Source organism: Paraburkholderia sp. BR10882, from assembly GCF_040948855.1.
Taxonomy (GTDB): domain Bacteria; phylum Pseudomonadota; class Gammaproteobacteria; order Burkholderiales; family Burkholderiaceae; genus Paraburkholderia; species Paraburkholderia nodosa_A.
Genome location: NZ_JBFPKP010000002.1, coordinates 761,956 through 778,749, shown reverse-complemented (window position 1 = coordinate 778,749; position 16,794 = coordinate 761,956). Strand labels below are relative to the sequence as shown.

Sequence of the window (16,794 nt, the reverse complement as noted above, 5' to 3'; positions counted from 1 at the left end):
TCCTGACGGAAGCACAGGCGCAGGCCGCGATCGCCTACGCCCGCCGCTCGTCAGGACGTTTTCGCTGCCTTGGCGCCGGGGTTCGCTGCCGTGCTGGCGTCGGGGTCGCCGTTCATCGGCACCATGTGCGAGCGCACGGCTTCACCGGGGCGCACGCGCTGCGTGCCGTTCACCACCACGTGGTCGCCCGCCTTCAGGCCGCCCAGAATCACGCGCAGGTTGCCCTGCTGGCCGCCCGTTTGCACCGTGCGGTAGGCGATCTTGCCGCTGTTATCGACGACGTAAACAAACTTCTTGTCCTGGTCGGTGCCGATGGCGGCGTCGTCCACGAGCAGCGCCGGGTGCGGGGCGCTGCCGCTCACCTTGATGCGTGCGTAAAGCCCCGGCACCAGCGCGCCGTCGGCGTTGTCGAAGCGCGCGCGCACGCGGATGGTGCCCGACGTGGTGTCGAGACGGTTGTCCACCGACTCGATCGTGCCCGTGCGCGAATAGCCCGATTCGTTCGCCAGACCCAGTTCCACCGGCACCTTCGAGCCGTTCTTCATGTGGCTGATGTAGTCGAGATAGGTCTGCTCGTCGGCGTCGAATTCGGCGTAGATGGGCGAAACGGAAACGAGCGTCGTGAGCGGCGCGGCGCTTGCCCCTGCCGATACGACGTTGCCCACCGTGATCTCGGCGCGCGACACACGTCCGGCAACCGGCGCGACGATGCGCGTGTAACCCAGGTTGATCTGCGCGGCTTCGAGGGCGGCCTGCGCGGCCTTGAGATTCGCGTTCGCTTCGCGCGAGGCGTTCTGCTTCTCGTCGTAATCGCGCTTGGCGATGGCGTTATCGCCAATCAGACGCTGAGCGCGCTCCCAGTCGCTTTGCGCGTAGCCCGTGCGCGCCTGCGCGGCGGCAAGCTGCGCAGCGGCCTGATCGACGGCCGCCTGGTACGGGCGCGGGTCGATCACGAACAGGGTCTCGCCCTGCTTCACGAGCGCGCCGTCACGGAAGTTCACGGAGACGATCGTGCCGGAAACCTGCGGACGTATCTCCACTTTCTCGACGGCGGCCATGCGGCCCGAGTAGGTCTGCCAGTCGGTGATCGTGCGATTGAGCACGGGTGCGACGTCGACCTCGGGTGCGGGCGGCGCTTCAGCGGCAACGGCAGGGTGCGAGTCGAGGCGGATGGCACCGAGGGTGCCGAGGCCCGCGACCACCAGCACGCCAATGACCGCTAGCGCGATACGGGTTCGGGATTGCGAAAAAAGTGACATGTCGGACTCCAGAAATAATGGTTGATTGTTCTTCACTGGTTCGGCAGCACCGCCGCAAGGGTGCTTCGTCTATGACGCCCCCGCGTCGAAGCAACATTGGAAAAACCGTACGGCTTCGCTGAGCGCGGCCGGATGCGCCGCGAGATTCGCGTGCGAGACGCTCGGGTAGCGCACCACCTGGGTGCGCACGCCCGCGTCGATCAGGCGGCTCGCGTACTTCTCCGCTTCGATGTGCAGCACGTCGTTCTGTGCGGTCACGATGAGCGTGGGCGGCAAGCCGCCAAGACGCAGCGATTCGAGCGGCGCCGCGTACGGATGCATGCGCTGCGTCGCATCGGGCAGATACGCGCGATAACACGCCGCGCATTCGCTTGCGGTGATATCGGAGCCCAGGCGCGCCTCGTCGCCAAGACGCGTGAGGCTCGGATCGAGCATCGGCGCAAACAATGCCTGCGCCGCGAGTTTCACGTCGCCGCGATCGCGGCCCATGAAGGCGAGCACGTTGGCGATCTGGCCGCCCGCGTCGTGGCCCGCCGCGATCACGCGCTTCGGGTTGCCGCCGAACGCGCGGGCCCGCGTAAGCGCCCACAGCGCCGCGCGATGCGCATCTTCGGGGGCGGCGGGAAACGGGTGCCGGGGCGCGAGCGAATACCCGACGCTCACCACGAGCGCTGGTAAGCGTTCTGCGAGAAACCGCCCCACCGCATCCGCTTCCTCGATGGACCCGCGCACAAAGCCGCCGCCGTGGAAATACAGCAACACCGGCAGACCATTCGCGGCTTCGGGACGGTACAGCCGCAGCGGAATCTGCTGGGCGTAGCCTTCGATCGCCACGTCGGTCGTGAGCACCGCGCGCACCTTGCCAGGCTTGGCGGACGCGGTAGCAGGCAAGGCCGCGGGCACTTCGGCCAGCGGCGCTTCCTCCGCGGAGGTCCAAGACGTTGGGCGTTTAAAGACATCCATGTCAAATCGGCGCAATGCGCGAGAGTAGATTCGAATGAGGCGAATTGTGGGTTCGGCAGACTTGCAAATAAATGCCTATAATCCGGCAACACAATTCGGCGCACCTGAACAATCTGTCTCCTCTTTCTGCGCGGGCGTTAGTTTCGAACGCCGCGCGCCGTGCGACCGAAGCTTTTTGGAGAGTGGCAATGGACCGCCTTCAGGCCATGCAGGTGTTCACCCGCGTCGTCGATACCAACAGCTTCACGCGTGCTGCCGAAACGCTCGACATGCCGCGCGCGTCGGTCACGACGATCATTCAGAATCTCGAAGCGTTTCTCGGCGTGCGCCTCATGCACCGCACCACGCGCCGTCTGTCGCTCACGCCCGATGGCGCCGCGTACTACGAGCGCTGCGTGCGCATTCTCGCGGACGTCGAGGAAACGGAAACCACATTCCAGGATCGCAACCGCAAACCGCACGGCAAGCTGCGCATCGACATGCCCGGCTCGATCGGGCGGCTCATCGTGATTCCGTCGCTGTGCGAATTCCACGGGCGCTATCCGGACATCGACCTGCAACTCGGGCTATCCGATCGCCCCGTGGACTTGCTGCAGGAAGGCGTGGACTGCGTGGTGCGCGTGGGTGCGCTGCAGGATTCGTCGCTGGTCGCGCGGCGCATCGGCATTTTCGAAGGCGTGTCGTGCGCGGCGCCGTCGTATCTGGAGCGCCACGGCATGCCGCAGACGCTCGAAGAACTGGCCGAACATCGCGCCGTGAATTACTTCTCGTCGCGTACGGGGCGCGTGATGGACTGGGCGTTTCTCGTCGACGGCAAGGAAGTGGAGGTCAAGCTCAAGAGCATGGTCTCGGTAAACGACGCGGACGCTTATGTGACCTGCGGCATCGAAGGCTTCGGCCTGATCCAGGGGCCGCGCTACATGGTGCTGCCGCACCTGAAGTCGGGTGCGCTCGTCGAGGTCCTGCCCGATTACAAGCCGCTGCCCATGCCGATTTCGGCCGTTTATCCGCACAGCCGCCATCTGTCACCCAAAGTGCGTGTGTTCGTGGACTGGATCGCCGAAGTGTTCGACCGCTGCCCGCTGCTGAGCGGCCGCGCCTCGCTCGACAAGGCCTGCACGATGCGCACGCTCGAAGAGCGCGAAAACGCGCCAGCGCTCGAAACGCCTGTCATTTCGGAATGGGCCGCATAAGCTCAGCGGCGTAACGCCGTCGCGCTGCGCCAACCCTCGAAGCCGCGCCCGCAGAGGCTTTCGCGGGCGCGGCGCAGCGATTGTTCCGGATTTTCGACAATTGCTTTCGCGTTCCGGCCGTTTATCGCAAACGGCTGCGCAACTACATTTGCTCCTGTCGCCGCGACCCACGTGGCACCGGTACAAAAGGAGCAGATCATGAAACGCACTCTCGCAACTGCCATTGGCGCCACGCTCGTCCTCTCGCTCGCCGCAAGCGCTTCGGTCTTCGCCCAGGACAACAGCGCGCCGAAAACCCGCGCTGAAGTGAAGGCGGAAATTGCCGCCGCGTATCGCGACGGCACGCTGCCCTCGCTTAACAAGACGAGCTACCCCGAGCAAAGCCTGATCGGCCGCACGCAAGCGCAACGCATCGCGCTGCAGGAGAGCCGCGCGAACCACGCCCAGCGCGTCGCGCAGGCGGGCGAATAAGCCCGCAAGACGCACCGGCATTTCGATTGCAAGACAAAAAACGTAGGAGTCCAATATGAATCCGACCGTACCTTCCGAACTCGAGCAGTGGGACAACACCACGCCCGTGTGGACGCCGTTTCGGCATTGAACTGTGAAGCGCGCGTGAAGATGTGACTCATGCGCAAGGGCCCGGCGTTTTTTTCAACCGCCGGGCCCTTGCACTACCGGTTCACGAAATCCGGCTCGAAAAACACCCAGCGCACAAGAGGAAAGCGCGCCTGCAGGTCGGCTTCGATCTCGTTGATCGCCTCGACCATGGTGCGGCTGTGGTCGTACTCGAGCATTTCGCACTGCACCGCCACCATCACCTCCTTGCCCCATTGCAGGGTAATGAGGCTGATGATGCTTTGAATTTCGGGCCGCGCACGCAGGAACGATTCGATATCGCGCCGCATTTCCGGGCCGGCCGATTCGCCGACGATCATCGACTTCACTTCACGCGCGATGAACCACGCAATCAGCATGAGCAAAATGCCCACGCCGATCGAGCCGCACGCATCCCATACCGGATTGCCCGTGATGACCGTGAGCAGCACGGCGGCGAACGCAATGGCGAGACCCGCCAGCGCCGCGATGTCTTCACCCGCCACGACGAGCAGGTCGGAATCGCGCGTTTCGCGCGCCCAGCGCCACAGCGATTTCGTGGGCGCGCCCTTGCGAATTTCACGCATCGCGCCATAAAGCGAAAACGCTTCGAGCACCACGGAAATGCCGAGCACGACGAGCGCCACATAGACGAATCGCAACGGCTCGCGCGCGATCAGCCGATGCACGCCCTCGTAGACCGAGAACGCGCCACCCACGAAAAACAGCAGCAGCGCCACGAGCAGCGAATAGAAGTTGATCGCGCGGCCCGTGCCCATGGGATGCAGCGGCGTGGGCGGCTCGCGCGACTGGCGCAGGCCGAACAGCAAAAGCAGTTGATTGCCGCAGTCGGCCGTGGAGTGAATCGCCTCCGCGAACATCGATCCCGAGCCCGTGAACGCCGCGGCAGCGTACTTGCAGACCGCTATGCCGAAGTTCGCAGCGAGCGCGTAGAAGATGGCTTTAGGCGATTCTCCGCTCATACGGTCCTCATGCGACGTCCACGCGCGCCGGGCCTTCGCTCAGTTCGCCGATCACACGAGCGTCGCCAAAGCCTTCCGCGCGGAAGATCGCCAGCACGTCGTCCACGTTTTCCGGCGCGCAGGCCACGAGCAGGCCGCCCGAGGTTTGCGGGTCGGTGAGCAGCGTGCGCGCGCTTTCGGGCAGGCTGGGCGCGAGCGTGACGGCGTCGCCGTACGAGGCCCAGTTGCGGCCCGACGCGCCCGTGTACACGCCGTCGTCGACGAACTTCTGCACGCCCGGCAGCCACGGCAGCTCGGCGTAGTGCACGCGCGCGGTGAGATTCGCGCCACGCGCGATTTCGAGCGTGTGGCCGAGCAGGCCGAAGCCCGTTACGTCGGTCATGGCGTGCACGCCCGGCAGTTCCGCGAGCGTTGCGCCCGGCTTGTTGAGCAGGGTCGCGGCGGCGACCATCGCCTTGTAGCCCGCGTCGCCGAGCATTTCCTTCTTGAGCGCGGCGGAAAGTACGCCCACGCCGAGCGGCTTGCCGAGCACGAGGACGTCGCCGGCTTTTGCCGATGCGTTGCGCTTCACGCGCGAGGGATGCACGACGCCGAGCGCCGCGAGGCCGTAAATGGGCTCCACGGAGTCGATCGAATGGCCGCCCGCCACGGGAATGCCCGCCGCCGCGCACACATCCTCGCCTCCGCGCAGCACCTGCGCGATCACATCGTGCGGCAGCACGTTGATCGGCATACCCACGAGTGCCAGCGCGAGGATCGGCTTGCCGCCCATGGCGTAGACGTCCGAAAGCGCATTGGTCGCGGCGATGCGGCCGAAGTCATACGGATCGTCGACGATCGGCATGAAAAAGTCCGTCGTCGCGACGATGGCCTGCTCGTCGTTGAGCTTGTAGACGGCGGCGTCGTCGGCGGTCTCGGTGCCGACCAGCAGGTTCGGAAACGCGGTGGTGAGCGGGGTGCTGCGGGCGAGCAGCGCAGAAAGCACGCCCGGCGCGATCTTGCAGCCGCAGCCGCCGCCGTGCGAAAGGCTCGTGAGGCGCGGCACGGCGGCGCCAATGGCGGGTTTGTCGTTCATGTCTGGAAATCGTCCTGAAAGTGCCGGATGAGTTTTCGTATTATGGGGCAATCGCCGGACTGGCGATGCGGGCGGCGCGCACGCGCCGCGGCACCGCTCAGCCGCGCCCGGCGGCCTGGCCCGCCGCGTTCCCGGCGACGTCGCCCGCGTGGAGCGTATCGACGAGCCATTGCGGATCGTCGTGCGGCAGATCGTGCCCCGCCCAGGGATGCGCCACGTGCGGCGCGCCCCAGGCCCGCGCGAGCCGCGCGGAGCAAACGGGGTTCACGAGCCGGTCGCCGCGCGACGACACCACCAGCACCGCGCAGCGCGGCACCGCGCGCGCCTTGAAGCGCGCGGCGGCGGCGAGCTGGCGCAGCGCGTTCGCGCGGCTCACTTGGGCGCTTGCGCGGATCGCGCGCCACGTTTCGAGGTCGGCAGCGAGCGTGTCGCGGCGCGCACAGGTGAGCCCGTGGATCAGCGTCTCGGCAATGCCGCCGGTGTCGCCGCCATCCCAATGCTGCGCCACGCGCACGAGTGCGGCCCACGCCGACGGCCGCAAGCGCTCGTCTACGCGGCTGAACGGCCGCATGCTCGTGTTCACGAGCACGAGCCGCCCAATTTCGTCGGGGTAGCGCAGCGCCCACGCCGTCGCCACCATGCCGCCCAGCGACATCGCCAGCACGCGGTATGGCGGGCGCGCCCCGTACCGCAGCGCCTGGGCGCGCAGCGTGTCCACGTAGTCGTCCACCGCGAGCGGCGAGCGTTCGTGCACCGCCGTGCCGTTGCCCGGCAGGTCGATGGGCAGCACGCCGTCACGGGCCGCAAGCAGCGTGGCGAACGCGCCCCAGTGGCGCGATTCGCGCGTGAGGCCGCGCAGCAGGATCCACGGTTCGCTCATGTGCCCGGCTTGCGATACCAGTGCCCGATCGCGCTTTTCAGCACCTCATCGCGGATCACACCCTCGGGCAGCCAGCGCTGCGAGGAATACGCGGCGCGCGTGAGGAACTCGAACAGATTCGCGTGGCGCCGCAACACACGCGCGGTGCGATGCTGCAAGAGCGGATTGAACATGCCCTGGCGCGAAAAGATCTGACGCGGGTTCTTCTTGATCCACAACCACGAGCCCAATTCGAGCGTGAGCGGCAGGAAGATGTTGCTGTCGGGCGCCCGATCGTATGCGCAATCCCACAAGTCGCCGTGCAGCAAATACTGGTGACTCTGCGGCTCGAAGGTGTAGCCGTGATGCGGATGCGCGCGCTCGAACATCGTCTTGAGTACGTACATTTCGGGCAGATGGCGGATGAGACGGCGCGTACGTGCGTACGGAAACCAGATGCTGTCGGTCCAGCCGTAACCGGAATGGCAGTCGAGCGCGAAGGAAAGCGGGCGCCGCGTGAGTTCTTCGTCGACGATCTTCAGGAGCGCCTGCGCCTCGATCTCCATGGCCGCGCCGCGCCGCCCCCGATACCACGGCAGCCACGAGCCGACGCGCTGGCCGCCCGCGAGAAAGGGCACGCGCTCGTCGGCGTCCTGCGGCGCGTTGCGCATGAGGTCGACGCCGTTCGGATTTGCACGCGTGGCGAGCCACATGCCGCCGGGATTGAGAATCGGCGCGAAGACGATGCGCACGGACTCGAGTTGGCGCAGGAGCAGTTCGTCCCAGGCAAGACGCCCCACGAGCGCGCGCATGTAGTCGAGCACGAGCTGCGAGCCAATGCGCTCGAGCCCATGGATGCCCCCGAAAAAACCAATGCCGGGTGCGGCCGGGTCGCGCGAGCCGATGGCCGCCACGTAGAGAGGAAACGTGCGGCCGCGCACCTCGACTTCGCCCTCGCTGCGAATGTCGAGCCAGCGTGCGCCGGCATCGAGGATCATCTTGAGATCCTCGTATTCCTCGAAGCTGTCGGGTAGGAAGCTCAGTGCCTGCATATGGCGCCGGGTTTCGTCGCTTGTTTGGATGGGGCCGCCTAGGTGGGGCCGCCTAGGTGGGGCCGCCCAGGTGGGGCCGCCCAGGTCGCGCCGCCGCGTGCGGCCGCTTTGTCTACAACTGCCTTCCGAGTGCCGCCTCTGTCGACAATGAGTCAGCAATAAGTCAGGAAAACCAGGGACAGCATGTACGTTGCCCATCAATATAGCCGCTTCCCATGATATTGAGCATGACAGATGTTTGGCGTCATGTGGCTGTCACATCCCTCGCGATTTTTTCGCGGCTAGAAGGCCGCAAGACATGTAGTCGTCTAGACGTCGCGACACCTTCACTCAACCGTCACAGTCACTTCCTAGAATGAGCCCTCGACTACACAGCGACGGATTGTTATGGACGCCATACGCATCGAACGCCTCTCGAAAAGCTTCGACAGCGGCCGCAAGGCACTCGACGAAATCAACCTGCGCGTAGGCGTTGGCGAAATGGTCGCGCTGATCGGCGCATCGGGCTCGGGCAAATCGACCCTGCTCCGCCATATTGCGGGCTTCACGGCTTCCGACCCGCAGCCTTCGCGCATCGAGATTCTTGGTCGTCCTATTCAGCAGGACGGCCGCATCGTGCGCGAAGTGCGCCGCATTCGCCGCGACATCGGCTTCGTGTTTCAGCAGTTCAATCTCGTGCATCGCCTCACGGTCGAAACGAATGTGCTGATCGGCGCGCTGTCGCGGCTGCCGTTGTGGCGACGCCTCACGGGCCGCTTTCCGCGCGCCGAACGCGAGCTGATGCTGGCCGCGCTCGGCGAGGTCGGCATCGCGCACAAGGCCGCCGAGCGCGCTTCGAACCTCTCGGGCGGCCAGCAGCAGCGCGCGGCGCTCGCCCGCGCACTCGTGCAGCGCGCGCGCCTGATTCTCGCCGACGAACCCATCGCTTCGCTCGACCCCGCATCGTCGCGCCGCGTGATGGACATGATGCGCATGCTCAATCGCGATCACGGCTTGACGGTGGTCGTCTCGCTGCATCAGGTGGATATCGCCATGGAGTACTGCCCGCGCACCATCGCGCTGCGCGACGGGCGCGTGGTGTACGACGGCGCATCGTCGGCGCTCACGCCCGCCCTGCTGCAACAGCTTTATGGCAACGCCGCGCGCGAGTTGCTCGAACCCGATGCTGCGCCGTCCGCGGCAACGCGCTTCGGCGCGCAGCCTCGCGCAGCCTGATCGCGCAACCCAACCCTTTTCCAACCCGCAACGTTTTTACTCACCACGGACCGCCCCAATGAACCTGTTCCGCTCCATGCTCTCCTGGTGCGCCGCCGGCGCCGTCGCGTTTGCCTCGCTCGGCAGCGCGGCCGCCCACGCGGAAGATCTCAGCTTCGGCATCATCTCGACCGACTCGTCGGCGGTGCTCAAGCAACGCTGGCAACCGTTCATCGACGACCTGAACAAGCAGACCGGCCTGCACGTGAATGCGTTCTTTGCTACGGACTACTCGGGCATCATCGAAGCCATGCGCTTCAACAAGGTGCAGATCGGCTACTTCGGCAACGCTTCGGCCATGGAGGCCGTGGACCGCTCGAATGGCGAAATCTTCGCGAAGGTGCTCTACGCGAACGGCGATGCCGGCTACAAGTCGGTGCTCATCACCAACGTGAACAGCCGTGTGAAGTCGATCGACGATGTGTTCAAGAATACCAAGGATCTGACGCTCGGCTGGGGCGACCCCAATTCGACTTCGGGCACGCTGATTCCGGGCTATTACCTCTTCGCGAAGCACGGCGTTTCGGTGAACGCGACGAACTTCAAGACCGTGCTGCCTTCGAGCCACGAAGCGAACCTGCTCGCCGTGGTGAACAACAAGGTGGACATCGCCACCAACAACACCATCGAGCTTTCCACGCTGCAACAGAAGCACCCGGACCGCTTTGCCCAGGTGCGCGTGCTGTGGACCTCGCCGCTCATTCCGTCCGATCCGCTCGTGTATCGCAAGGATCTGCCTGAGGCCACCAAGCAGAAGCTGCGCGACTTCTTCTACCACTACGCCAAGACCGATCCGCGCGAGCAGAAGATCATGGCCGATATCACCGGCTACGCAGGCTTCGCGCCCGCCACCGACGCGCAGCTCCTGCCGATCCGCCAGGTCGCGCTGTTCCAGCAGAAAGAGAAGATCGCCGCCGACACGCATCTCTCCGACGACGACCGCAAGAGCCAGATCGCGGCCATCGACGCGAAGATCGGCGCGCTCGCCGCACCTGCGAAGCAGTAATGGGCGCGATGGATTTCGACAGCTCACGCGCCGTGCCGCAGGCAGAAGTCGCAAGGCCCGCTGCCGGGCCGGCGGCGACGCCGAACGTCGCCGCCGCGCCGCAAGCGGCCGCCCTGGCGGCGCGCGGCCTCACAGGCAAGCGCAGCTGGTCCTCGCTCGCGCTTTGGGCCATCGTGTTCGTGCTCCTCGGCGTGGCGTGGCGCGGCGCCGACATGCGCCCGCTCGACCTCTTCTCCGACTCAGCGAATATGAGCACGTTCGCGCGCGGCTTCTTCCCGCCGGACTTTACGGAATGGCGCACGTATGCCCAGGAGATGTGGGTCACGATCGCGGTGGCGCTGTGGGGCACGGCACTCGCCATCGTCTGCGCAGTGCCGTTCGGGCTCATGTCGGCGCACAATCTCGCGCCCGCGTGGGTGCTGCATCCCGTGCGCCGTTTGATGGACGCGTGCCGCGCCATCAACGAGATGGTGTTCGCGATGCTCTTCATCGTAGCCGTGGGCCTCGGGCCGTTCGCCGGTGTGCTCGCCTTGTGGGTGCACACGACAGGCGTGCTCGCGAAGCTCTTTGCGGAAGCGGTGGAAGCCATCGACCCACGCCCCGTGGAAGGCGTGCGCGCGACGGGCGCCTCGCCGCTCGACGAGATCGTCTACGGCGTGCTGCCCCAGGTCATGCCGCTGTGGATCTCGTATGCGCTCTACCGCTTCGAGTCGAATGTGCGCTCGGCGATGGTGGTGGGCATGGTGGGCGCGGGCGGCATCGGCGTCGTGCTGTATGAGGAAATCCGCTCGTTCGATTATCAGCAGACGAGCGCCGTTCTTATCATGGTGATCGTGGTGGTCACGGCCATCGATCTGATCTCCGCAAGACTGCGTGCGCGCGTGACCTGACGCGCTCCCTCGAAAGCCGCGCGAGCCGAATAGAAACACAACGACGGCTCGTGCGGCTTTTCCCTATTTCTGGCGGCCAGACGCGTTCGCTGGAATGATCACACGATTGCGGCCTCAACGGCACGCGCTTCGCCGTGCTGATCGGCTGGCTCTTCATGAACGAGAAGCTCACGGCGCGCCGCATGGTGGCCTGCGCGCCCGTGACTTGCGGGGCGGTGCTGATCCGGCTGTGATTGGCGTGCGCCGCAGCGACCGCTTCGCTCATACGAACGCGGGCAACGTCGTATCGATCGCCTCGGCGAGCGTGTCGAACGCCGGTGCAATCTCCTCGTCGGGCACGCAGGCGTAGCCGATCAGCAAGCCCGGATTCGCACGCTCGCGCGACGAGTAATACCCCGAAAGCGGCCGCACCACGATATTGCGCGCGAGCGCGGCTTCGGCCACGGCGCGGTCGTCGCTGCCTTCGGGCAACTGCATCACGACGTGCAGGCCCGCGTCGCCGCCCATCGCGGGCAACGCGTCGCCGTAGCGGCGCGCAACGGCGTCCAGCAGCACCTGGCGGCGCTGGCCGTAAAGCGCGCGCATCTTGCGGATGTGCGAGGTGAAATGGCCTTCGGCGATGAACTCTGCGAGCACAGCCTGCTGCAGCAATTGCCCCTCGCGATACAGCTCGGCGCTCGCGGTCGCGAAGCTTTCCGCCAGCGCTTCCGGCGCAACGAGATAACCCACGCGCAGGCCCGGAAACAGCGTCTTGCCGAAGCTGCCCACGTAGATCACCTGCCCCGCCGTATCGAGCCCCTGCAACGACGCAAGCGGACGGCTGCCGTAACGGAACTCGCTGTCGTAGTCATCCTCGATGATCCAGCACTGATGCTGGCGCGCGTACTCGAGCAACATGCGCCGGCGTGCGAGGCTCATCACCATGCCGAGCGGGTACTGGTGCGAAGGCGTGACGAGCATGAGCCGCGGCGGCGGCGCGGCGAAGTCGCCCGCCGACGGGTTGAGCCCTTCGCTGTCCACGGCGATCGGCCGCGTGTTGAGGCCCGAGACATGCAGCACGCTGCGTACGCCCCAGTAGCACGGGTCTTCGGTCCAGATGGTGTCGCCGGGATCGGAGAGCAGACGCACGGCCAGGTCGATGGACTGATGAATACCCGTCGTGATGATGATCTGCTCCGGCGAGCAGCGCACCGAGCGCGAAGTGCGCAGGTAGTCGGCCAGTACGTGGCGAAGCAGCGCGAGGCCGCCGCCGGGTGCGTAGGTCAGCAGGTCCGGGCGCAGACTGCGCCAGTACTTGTTGTGCAGACGCGTCCATACGCGCGCCGGGAAGCGGGAGACATCGGGCACGCCGGGCATGAACGCGCCGCCCTGGCGCTTCGAGACGCCCGCGCCGGTAATCAGGCGCGTGCCGCGTGCCGAGAGGGCGCGCGCCGTTGGGCGTTGCGTCTGCGTGGCGGCTTCCATTCCGCTTGTCGACGCGGCTCCGGGCGCCGCCGCGGCGCTCTCGCTGTTAGTTGCGACTTTCCCCGCAGGTAGCGCGGCTCCTGAAGCGCCTCCATTTGTCCGCGTCTGCATAGAGCCAATTTCAGTCGCCCCCACGATTTCGTCGGGTGACGTGTCCGCCACGAAGGTGCCGCGCCCAGTCGCCGATGTGACATAGCCTTCGAGCACCAATTGTTCGTAGACCTGCGTCACGGTATTGCGTGCGATCCCCAGCTCGGCCGCCAGCAGCCGCGACGACGGCACCCGCGCCCCGGCCGGCAGTTCGCGCGAGAGGATCGCCTGCTGCAGCAGCTTGTGCAGCTGCCGGTACACCGGCTGGGCGCTTCCGCGGTCGAGCCGTTGCGCCAGCCAATCGGACAGAACACTCGCACGCATCGAAATTGGCTCCTAAAGATTGCACTGAATGGCTCTGAAATTTAGAGCCAAACGTGAGTATAGTCGCGACATGGACTGCTTGCCGGTCCGCCAACCAACTTCAGAACTGACACCGATTCCACAGGAGATGAACGTGAGCAAGAACGCCGATCTGCAAAGCCGCAAGAACGCCATTACCCCGCGCGGCGTGGGCGTGATGTGCGACTTCTACGCCGAGCGCGCCGAAAACGCCGAGCTGTGGGACGTGGAAGGCCGCCGCTTCATCGACTTTGCCGCCGGTATCGCCGTGTGCAACACGGGCCACCGCCATCCGAAGATCGTCGCCGCCATCAAGGCGCAGCTCGACCAGTTCACGCACACGGCTTACCAGATCGTGCCGTACGAGTCGTACGTCTCGCTGGCCGAAAAGGTCGCCCAGCGCGCGCCGGGCAGCTTCGCCAAGAAGGCCGCCTTCTTCACGACGGGCGCCGAAGCCGTCGAAAACGCCGTCAAGATCGCACGTGCCCATACGGGCCGTCCGGGCGTGATCGCCTTCGCGGGCGGCTTCCACGGCCGCACGATGATGGGCATGGCGCTCACGGGCAAGGTCGCCCCTTACAAGCTCGCGTTCGGCCCGTTCCCGGCCGACGTGTACCACGCCCCCTACCCGAACTCGGTCCACGGCATCAGCACGGCCGACTCGCTCAAGCACATCGAGATGCTGTTCAAGGCCGACATCGATCCGAAGCGCGTCGCCGCGATCATCTTCGAACCGGTGCAGGGCGAAGGGGGCTTCTATCAGGCGCCGGCCGATTTCGTGCGCGGGCTGCGCAAGATCTGCGACACGCACGGCATCCTGCTGATCGCCGACGAAGTGCAAACGGGCTTCGCGCGCACCGGCAAGCTGTTCGCGATGGAACACTACGACGTCACGCCGGACCTCATGACGATCGCCAAGAGCCTGGCAGGCGGCATGCCCCTCTCGGGCGTGGTGGGCCGCGCGGAAGTGATGGACGCGGCGGCGCCTGGCGGCCTCGGCGGCACGTACGCGGGCAACCCGCTGGCTGTGGCATCGGCGCACGCGGTGATCGAGATCATCGAAGAGGAAAAGCTCTGCGAGCGCGCGACGAAACTCGGCGACAAGCTCAAGGCCAGACTCAACGCGATGAAGGCCGACGTGCCGCAGATCGCCGACGTGCGCGGCCCCGGCGCGATGAACGCGGTTGAGTTCTGCAAACCGGGCACGAGCGAAGCCGACGCCGACTTCACGAAGCGCGTGCAAACGGCAGCCCTGAATCGCGGTCTGCTGCTGCTCGTTTGCGGTGTGTATTCGAACGTCGTGCGTTTCCTGTTCCCGCTGACGATCCAGGACGCCGTGTTCGACGAAGCGCTCGCGATCCTCGAAGAGTCGGTCAAGGAAGCCGTGGGCGTGCCGGCGTAAGCCTCCACCACATGCTGGCCCGCGAGCAGCGGGCCATCCGCGAAACGGCACACCGGCGCTTGCCGCTGTGCCGTTCGTCGTTCTAAATGAATCGAAGTCAGTCCGGAGTGCAAGCATGAATCTGAAAGACGCATCGCTGCTGCAAACCAGCGCCTTTATCAACGGCGAATGGCAAGGCGCCGAAGACGGCGCCACGTTCGAAGTCAAGAACCCCGCCACCGGCGCGGTGATCGGCACGGTGCCGCGCATGGGCGCCGCCGAAACGCGTCGCGCGATTTCCGCCGCGAACGCCGCATGGCCCGCATGGCGCTCGAAGACCGCGAAGGAGCGCAGTGTCATCCTGCGCAAATGGCACGACCTGATGATGGAAAACGCCGACGACCTGGCGCTCATCCTCACCACGGAACAAGGCAAGCCGCTCGCCGAGGCGAAGGGCGAGATCGGCTATGCCGCGTCGTTCCTCGAATGGTTCGCGGAGGAAGGCAAGCGTATTTATGGCGACACGATCCCCACGCCCGCCAACGACAAGCGCATCGTCGTGACGAAGGAACCCGTGGGCGTGTGCGCCGCGATCACGCCGTGGAATTTCCCCGCCGCGATGATCACCCGCAAGGTCGGCCCCGCGCTCGCGGCAGGCTGCCCGATCGTGCTCAAGCCCGCCGAAGCCACGCCGTTCTCGGCACTCGCGCTCGCTGTGCTGGCCGAGCGTGCGGGCGTCCCGCGCGGCGTGTTCAGCGTCGTGACGGGCGACCCGAAGGCGATCGGCGGCGAGCTCACGAGCAACCCCACGGTGCGCAAGCTCTCCTTCACGGGCTCGACGCCGGTTGGCCGCCTGCTCATGAGCCAGTGCGCCTCGACGGTCAAGAAGGTCTCGCTGGAACTGGGCGGCAACGCGCCGTTCATCGTGTTCGAAGACGCCGATCTCGATGCGGCCGTCGCCGGCGCCATCGCCTCGAAGTATCGCAACAGCGGCCAGACCTGCGTATGCACGAACCGCTTCTACGTGCACGACGCCGTGTACGACGCGTTCGCGGCCAAGCTGCGCGACTCGGTGGAAAAGCTCAAGGTCGGCCTCGGCACGGAGGCCGGCGTGACGCAAGGCCCGCTCATCAACGAAGCAGCCGTGCTGAAGGTGGAATCGCATATCGAAGATGCGCTCGCGAAAGGCGCTCAGGTGACCACGGGCGGCAAACGCCACGCACTCGGCCACGGCTTTTTCGAGCCGACCATCCTCACCGGCGTCACGCCCGCGATGAAGGTCGCGCGCGACGAAACCTTCGGGCCGCTCGCACCGCTGTTCCGCTTCTCGTCCGATGAAGAAGTGATCAGGATGGCGAACGATACCGAATTCGGTCTCGCCGCTTACTTCTATAGCCGCGACATCGGCCGCGTGTGGCGCGTGGCCGAAGCGCTCGAATACGGCATGGTGGGCATCAACACCGGCCTGATCTCGAATGAAGTCGCGCCGTTTGGCGGCGTGAAGCAGTCAGGCCTCGGCCGCGAAGGCTCGCACTACGGCGTGGACGACTACGTGGTGATCAAGTACATGTGCATGGCAGGCATGTAACGACCAGCGAAAACGGGCGCCTTCCGAGGCGCCCGTTCGGATCGCAAAAGGAAGCCGGCGCCGCAATGCGCCGGCTTTTTTACGTGCTTACTGCGTGGCGGCAACCGGCGTTACCTGCGTCGCATAAGCGGAAACGAACACGGCGTGAACCGTGTCGCCGACCTTCAGGGTCTTGAGGTCGATATCGGGGGTGGCTTGCAGCGTGACGGTCTGATAAGCGCCGCGCAGCGTCACTTCGCGCTTCTTCGCGTTGATGTGCTGCACCGTGGCCTGGACTTCAACCTGGCGCGCGGCGTCGTAGCCCGACGACGCGGGCAGATAGACATTCGTATCCACACGCTTGCGAATACCCTTGTCCTTTCCCGTTGCTTTGTCGGCCGTCATGAGGAGCGCGTTCTTGTAGAGCGCGTCGACAGTGTCGCCCACGTGGAGCTGGTCGAAGTTGCTGACCTGCGGGCTAAGCGCGATATCGACGTCATTGCCGCGCGGCCCGCGCAACGTGACGACGCGCGCAGCGCGATCGATGCCGACGATCTTCGCGTGGATATGCACCGGCTCCGCGTTGGCAATCGCTTGCTGCGCCGCGCTGGCGAGCGCGCTTTGCCCCTGCGGCGCCGAAGCCGCCGCGTCGTTTTGCGCAAACGCCCCCTGCGAGAGGCCAACGCCCACCACCCATGCCGCCGCCAGAATCGCTGCCTTCGTCATTCACATTCTCCTCGTCAAACGGGTTTGAAATGATTGCCGTATTCGCATCGGCGTGTGGTGCCGAAGTGCGGCCGATTCTACGCGCGGCTTTTA

The 16,794-nt window shown here is 65.7% G+C and carries 15 protein-coding genes and 1 pseudogene; 8 read left to right on the top strand and 8 right to left on the bottom strand.

The window, feature by feature from the left end; genetic code table 11:
- Positions 1-50: 50 nt before the first annotated feature.
- Positions 51-1,259 (bottom strand): efflux RND transporter periplasmic adaptor subunit, encoded by a 1,209-nt coding sequence (locus AB3X99_RS08525; RefSeq protein WP_368616634.1) that lies wholly within the window; start codon positions 1,257-1,259, stop codon positions 51-53.
- Positions 1,260-1,328: 69 nt separating this feature from the next.
- Positions 1,329-2,222: an alpha/beta hydrolase gene (locus tag AB3X99_RS08520; protein WP_083245001.1), complete on the bottom strand. Its 894-nt coding sequence runs from the start codon at positions 2,220-2,222 to the stop codon at positions 1,329-1,331.
- 188 nt (positions 2,223-2,410) lie between these two features.
- On the opposite strand from AB3X99_RS08520, the gene AB3X99_RS08515 reads away from it, so the two are divergent.
- Positions 2,411-3,415: a LysR family transcriptional regulator gene (locus tag AB3X99_RS08515; protein ID WP_069261683.1), complete on the top strand. Its 1,005-nt coding sequence runs from the start codon at positions 2,411-2,413 to the stop codon at positions 3,413-3,415.
- A 198-nt stretch (positions 3,416-3,613) separates the two neighbouring features.
- A complete protein-coding gene (locus AB3X99_RS08510; protein ID WP_368605465.1) occupies positions 3,614-3,886 on the top strand; it encodes a DUF4148 domain-containing protein in 273 nt (90 codons plus the stop codon).
- A gap of 203 nt (positions 3,887-4,089) precedes the next feature.
- On the opposite strand, the gene AB3X99_RS08505 is transcribed toward AB3X99_RS08510, so the two are convergent.
- The 4 genes from AB3X99_RS08505 to AB3X99_RS08490 form a co-directional block, all read right to left on the bottom strand.
- Entirely contained in the window at positions 4,090-4,995 is a 906-nt protein-coding gene (locus AB3X99_RS08505) for a cation diffusion facilitator family transporter (RefSeq protein ID WP_368605464.1), read from the bottom strand.
- A 7-nt stretch (positions 4,996-5,002) separates the two neighbouring features.
- On the bottom strand, positions 5,003-6,070 hold the full coding sequence (gene selD, locus AB3X99_RS08500) for a selenide, water dikinase SelD (RefSeq protein ID WP_368616633.1): 1,068 nt from the start codon (positions 6,068-6,070) through the stop codon (positions 5,003-5,005).
- A 97-nt stretch (positions 6,071-6,167) separates the two neighbouring features.
- Complete coding sequence (locus AB3X99_RS08495; RefSeq protein ID WP_368605462.1) at positions 6,168-6,950, bottom strand: alpha/beta fold hydrolase; 783 nt, start codon at positions 6,948-6,950, stop codon at positions 6,168-6,170.
- On the bottom strand, positions 6,947-7,981 hold the full coding sequence (locus AB3X99_RS08490; protein ID WP_069261679.1) for a M14 family zinc carboxypeptidase: 1,035 nt from the start codon (positions 7,979-7,981) through the stop codon (positions 6,947-6,949). The genes AB3X99_RS08495 and AB3X99_RS08490 overlap by 4 nt, the downstream gene beginning before the upstream one ends.
- A 387-nt stretch (positions 7,982-8,368) precedes the next feature.
- Between AB3X99_RS08490 and phnC the strand changes: the two genes are divergently transcribed.
- The 4 genes and pseudogenes from phnC to AB3X99_RS08470 form a co-directional block, all read left to right on the top strand.
- Positions 8,369-9,196, top strand: a complete 828-nt coding sequence (gene phnC / locus AB3X99_RS08485) for a phosphonate ABC transporter ATP-binding protein (protein ID WP_254316685.1) — start codon at positions 8,369-8,371, stop codon at positions 9,194-9,196.
- Between the two features lie 58 nt (positions 9,197-9,254).
- Positions 9,255-10,241, top strand: a complete 987-nt coding sequence (gene phnD / locus AB3X99_RS08480; RefSeq protein WP_368605461.1) for a phosphonate ABC transporter substrate-binding protein — start codon at positions 9,255-9,257, stop codon at positions 10,239-10,241.
- 113 nt (positions 10,242-10,354) lie between these two features.
- Complete coding sequence (gene phnE / locus AB3X99_RS08475) at positions 10,355-11,131, top strand: phosphonate ABC transporter, permease protein PhnE (protein WP_368616730.1); 777 nt, start codon at positions 10,355-10,357, stop codon at positions 11,129-11,131.
- A 122-nt stretch (positions 11,132-11,253) separates the two neighbouring features.
- Positions 11,254-11,364, top strand: a pseudogene (locus tag AB3X99_RS08470) (EamA family transporter); the annotation flags it as partial.
- A 28-nt stretch (positions 11,365-11,392) separates the two neighbouring features.
- Here the strand turns inward: AB3X99_RS08470 and AB3X99_RS08465 are convergent.
- Positions 11,393-13,009, bottom strand: coding sequence for a PLP-dependent aminotransferase family protein (locus AB3X99_RS08465; RefSeq protein WP_368616632.1), 1,617 nt, complete (start codon positions 13,007-13,009; stop codon positions 11,393-11,395).
- Between the two features lie 127 nt (positions 13,010-13,136).
- Between AB3X99_RS08465 and gabT the strand changes: the two genes are divergently transcribed.
- Together gabT and gabD are read left to right on the top strand one after the other, a co-directional pair.
- A complete protein-coding gene (gene gabT, locus AB3X99_RS08460; RefSeq protein WP_069261675.1) occupies positions 13,137-14,429 on the top strand; it encodes a 4-aminobutyrate--2-oxoglutarate transaminase in 1,293 nt (430 codons plus the stop codon).
- 115 nt (positions 14,430-14,544) lie between these two features.
- On the top strand, positions 14,545-15,996 hold the full coding sequence (gabD, locus tag AB3X99_RS08455; RefSeq protein WP_368616631.1) for an NADP-dependent succinate-semialdehyde dehydrogenase: 1,452 nt from the start codon (positions 14,545-14,547) through the stop codon (positions 15,994-15,996).
- A gap of 87 nt (positions 15,997-16,083) precedes the next feature.
- Here gabD and AB3X99_RS08450 read toward each other — a convergent pair whose 3' ends face one another.
- Positions 16,084-16,701 carry a hypothetical protein gene (locus tag AB3X99_RS08450; protein ID WP_342946765.1) on the bottom strand — a complete coding sequence of 206 codons (618 nt, stop codon included), beginning with the start codon at positions 16,699-16,701 and terminating at the stop codon, positions 16,084-16,086.
- Between the last annotated feature and the right edge of the window lie 93 nt (positions 16,702-16,794).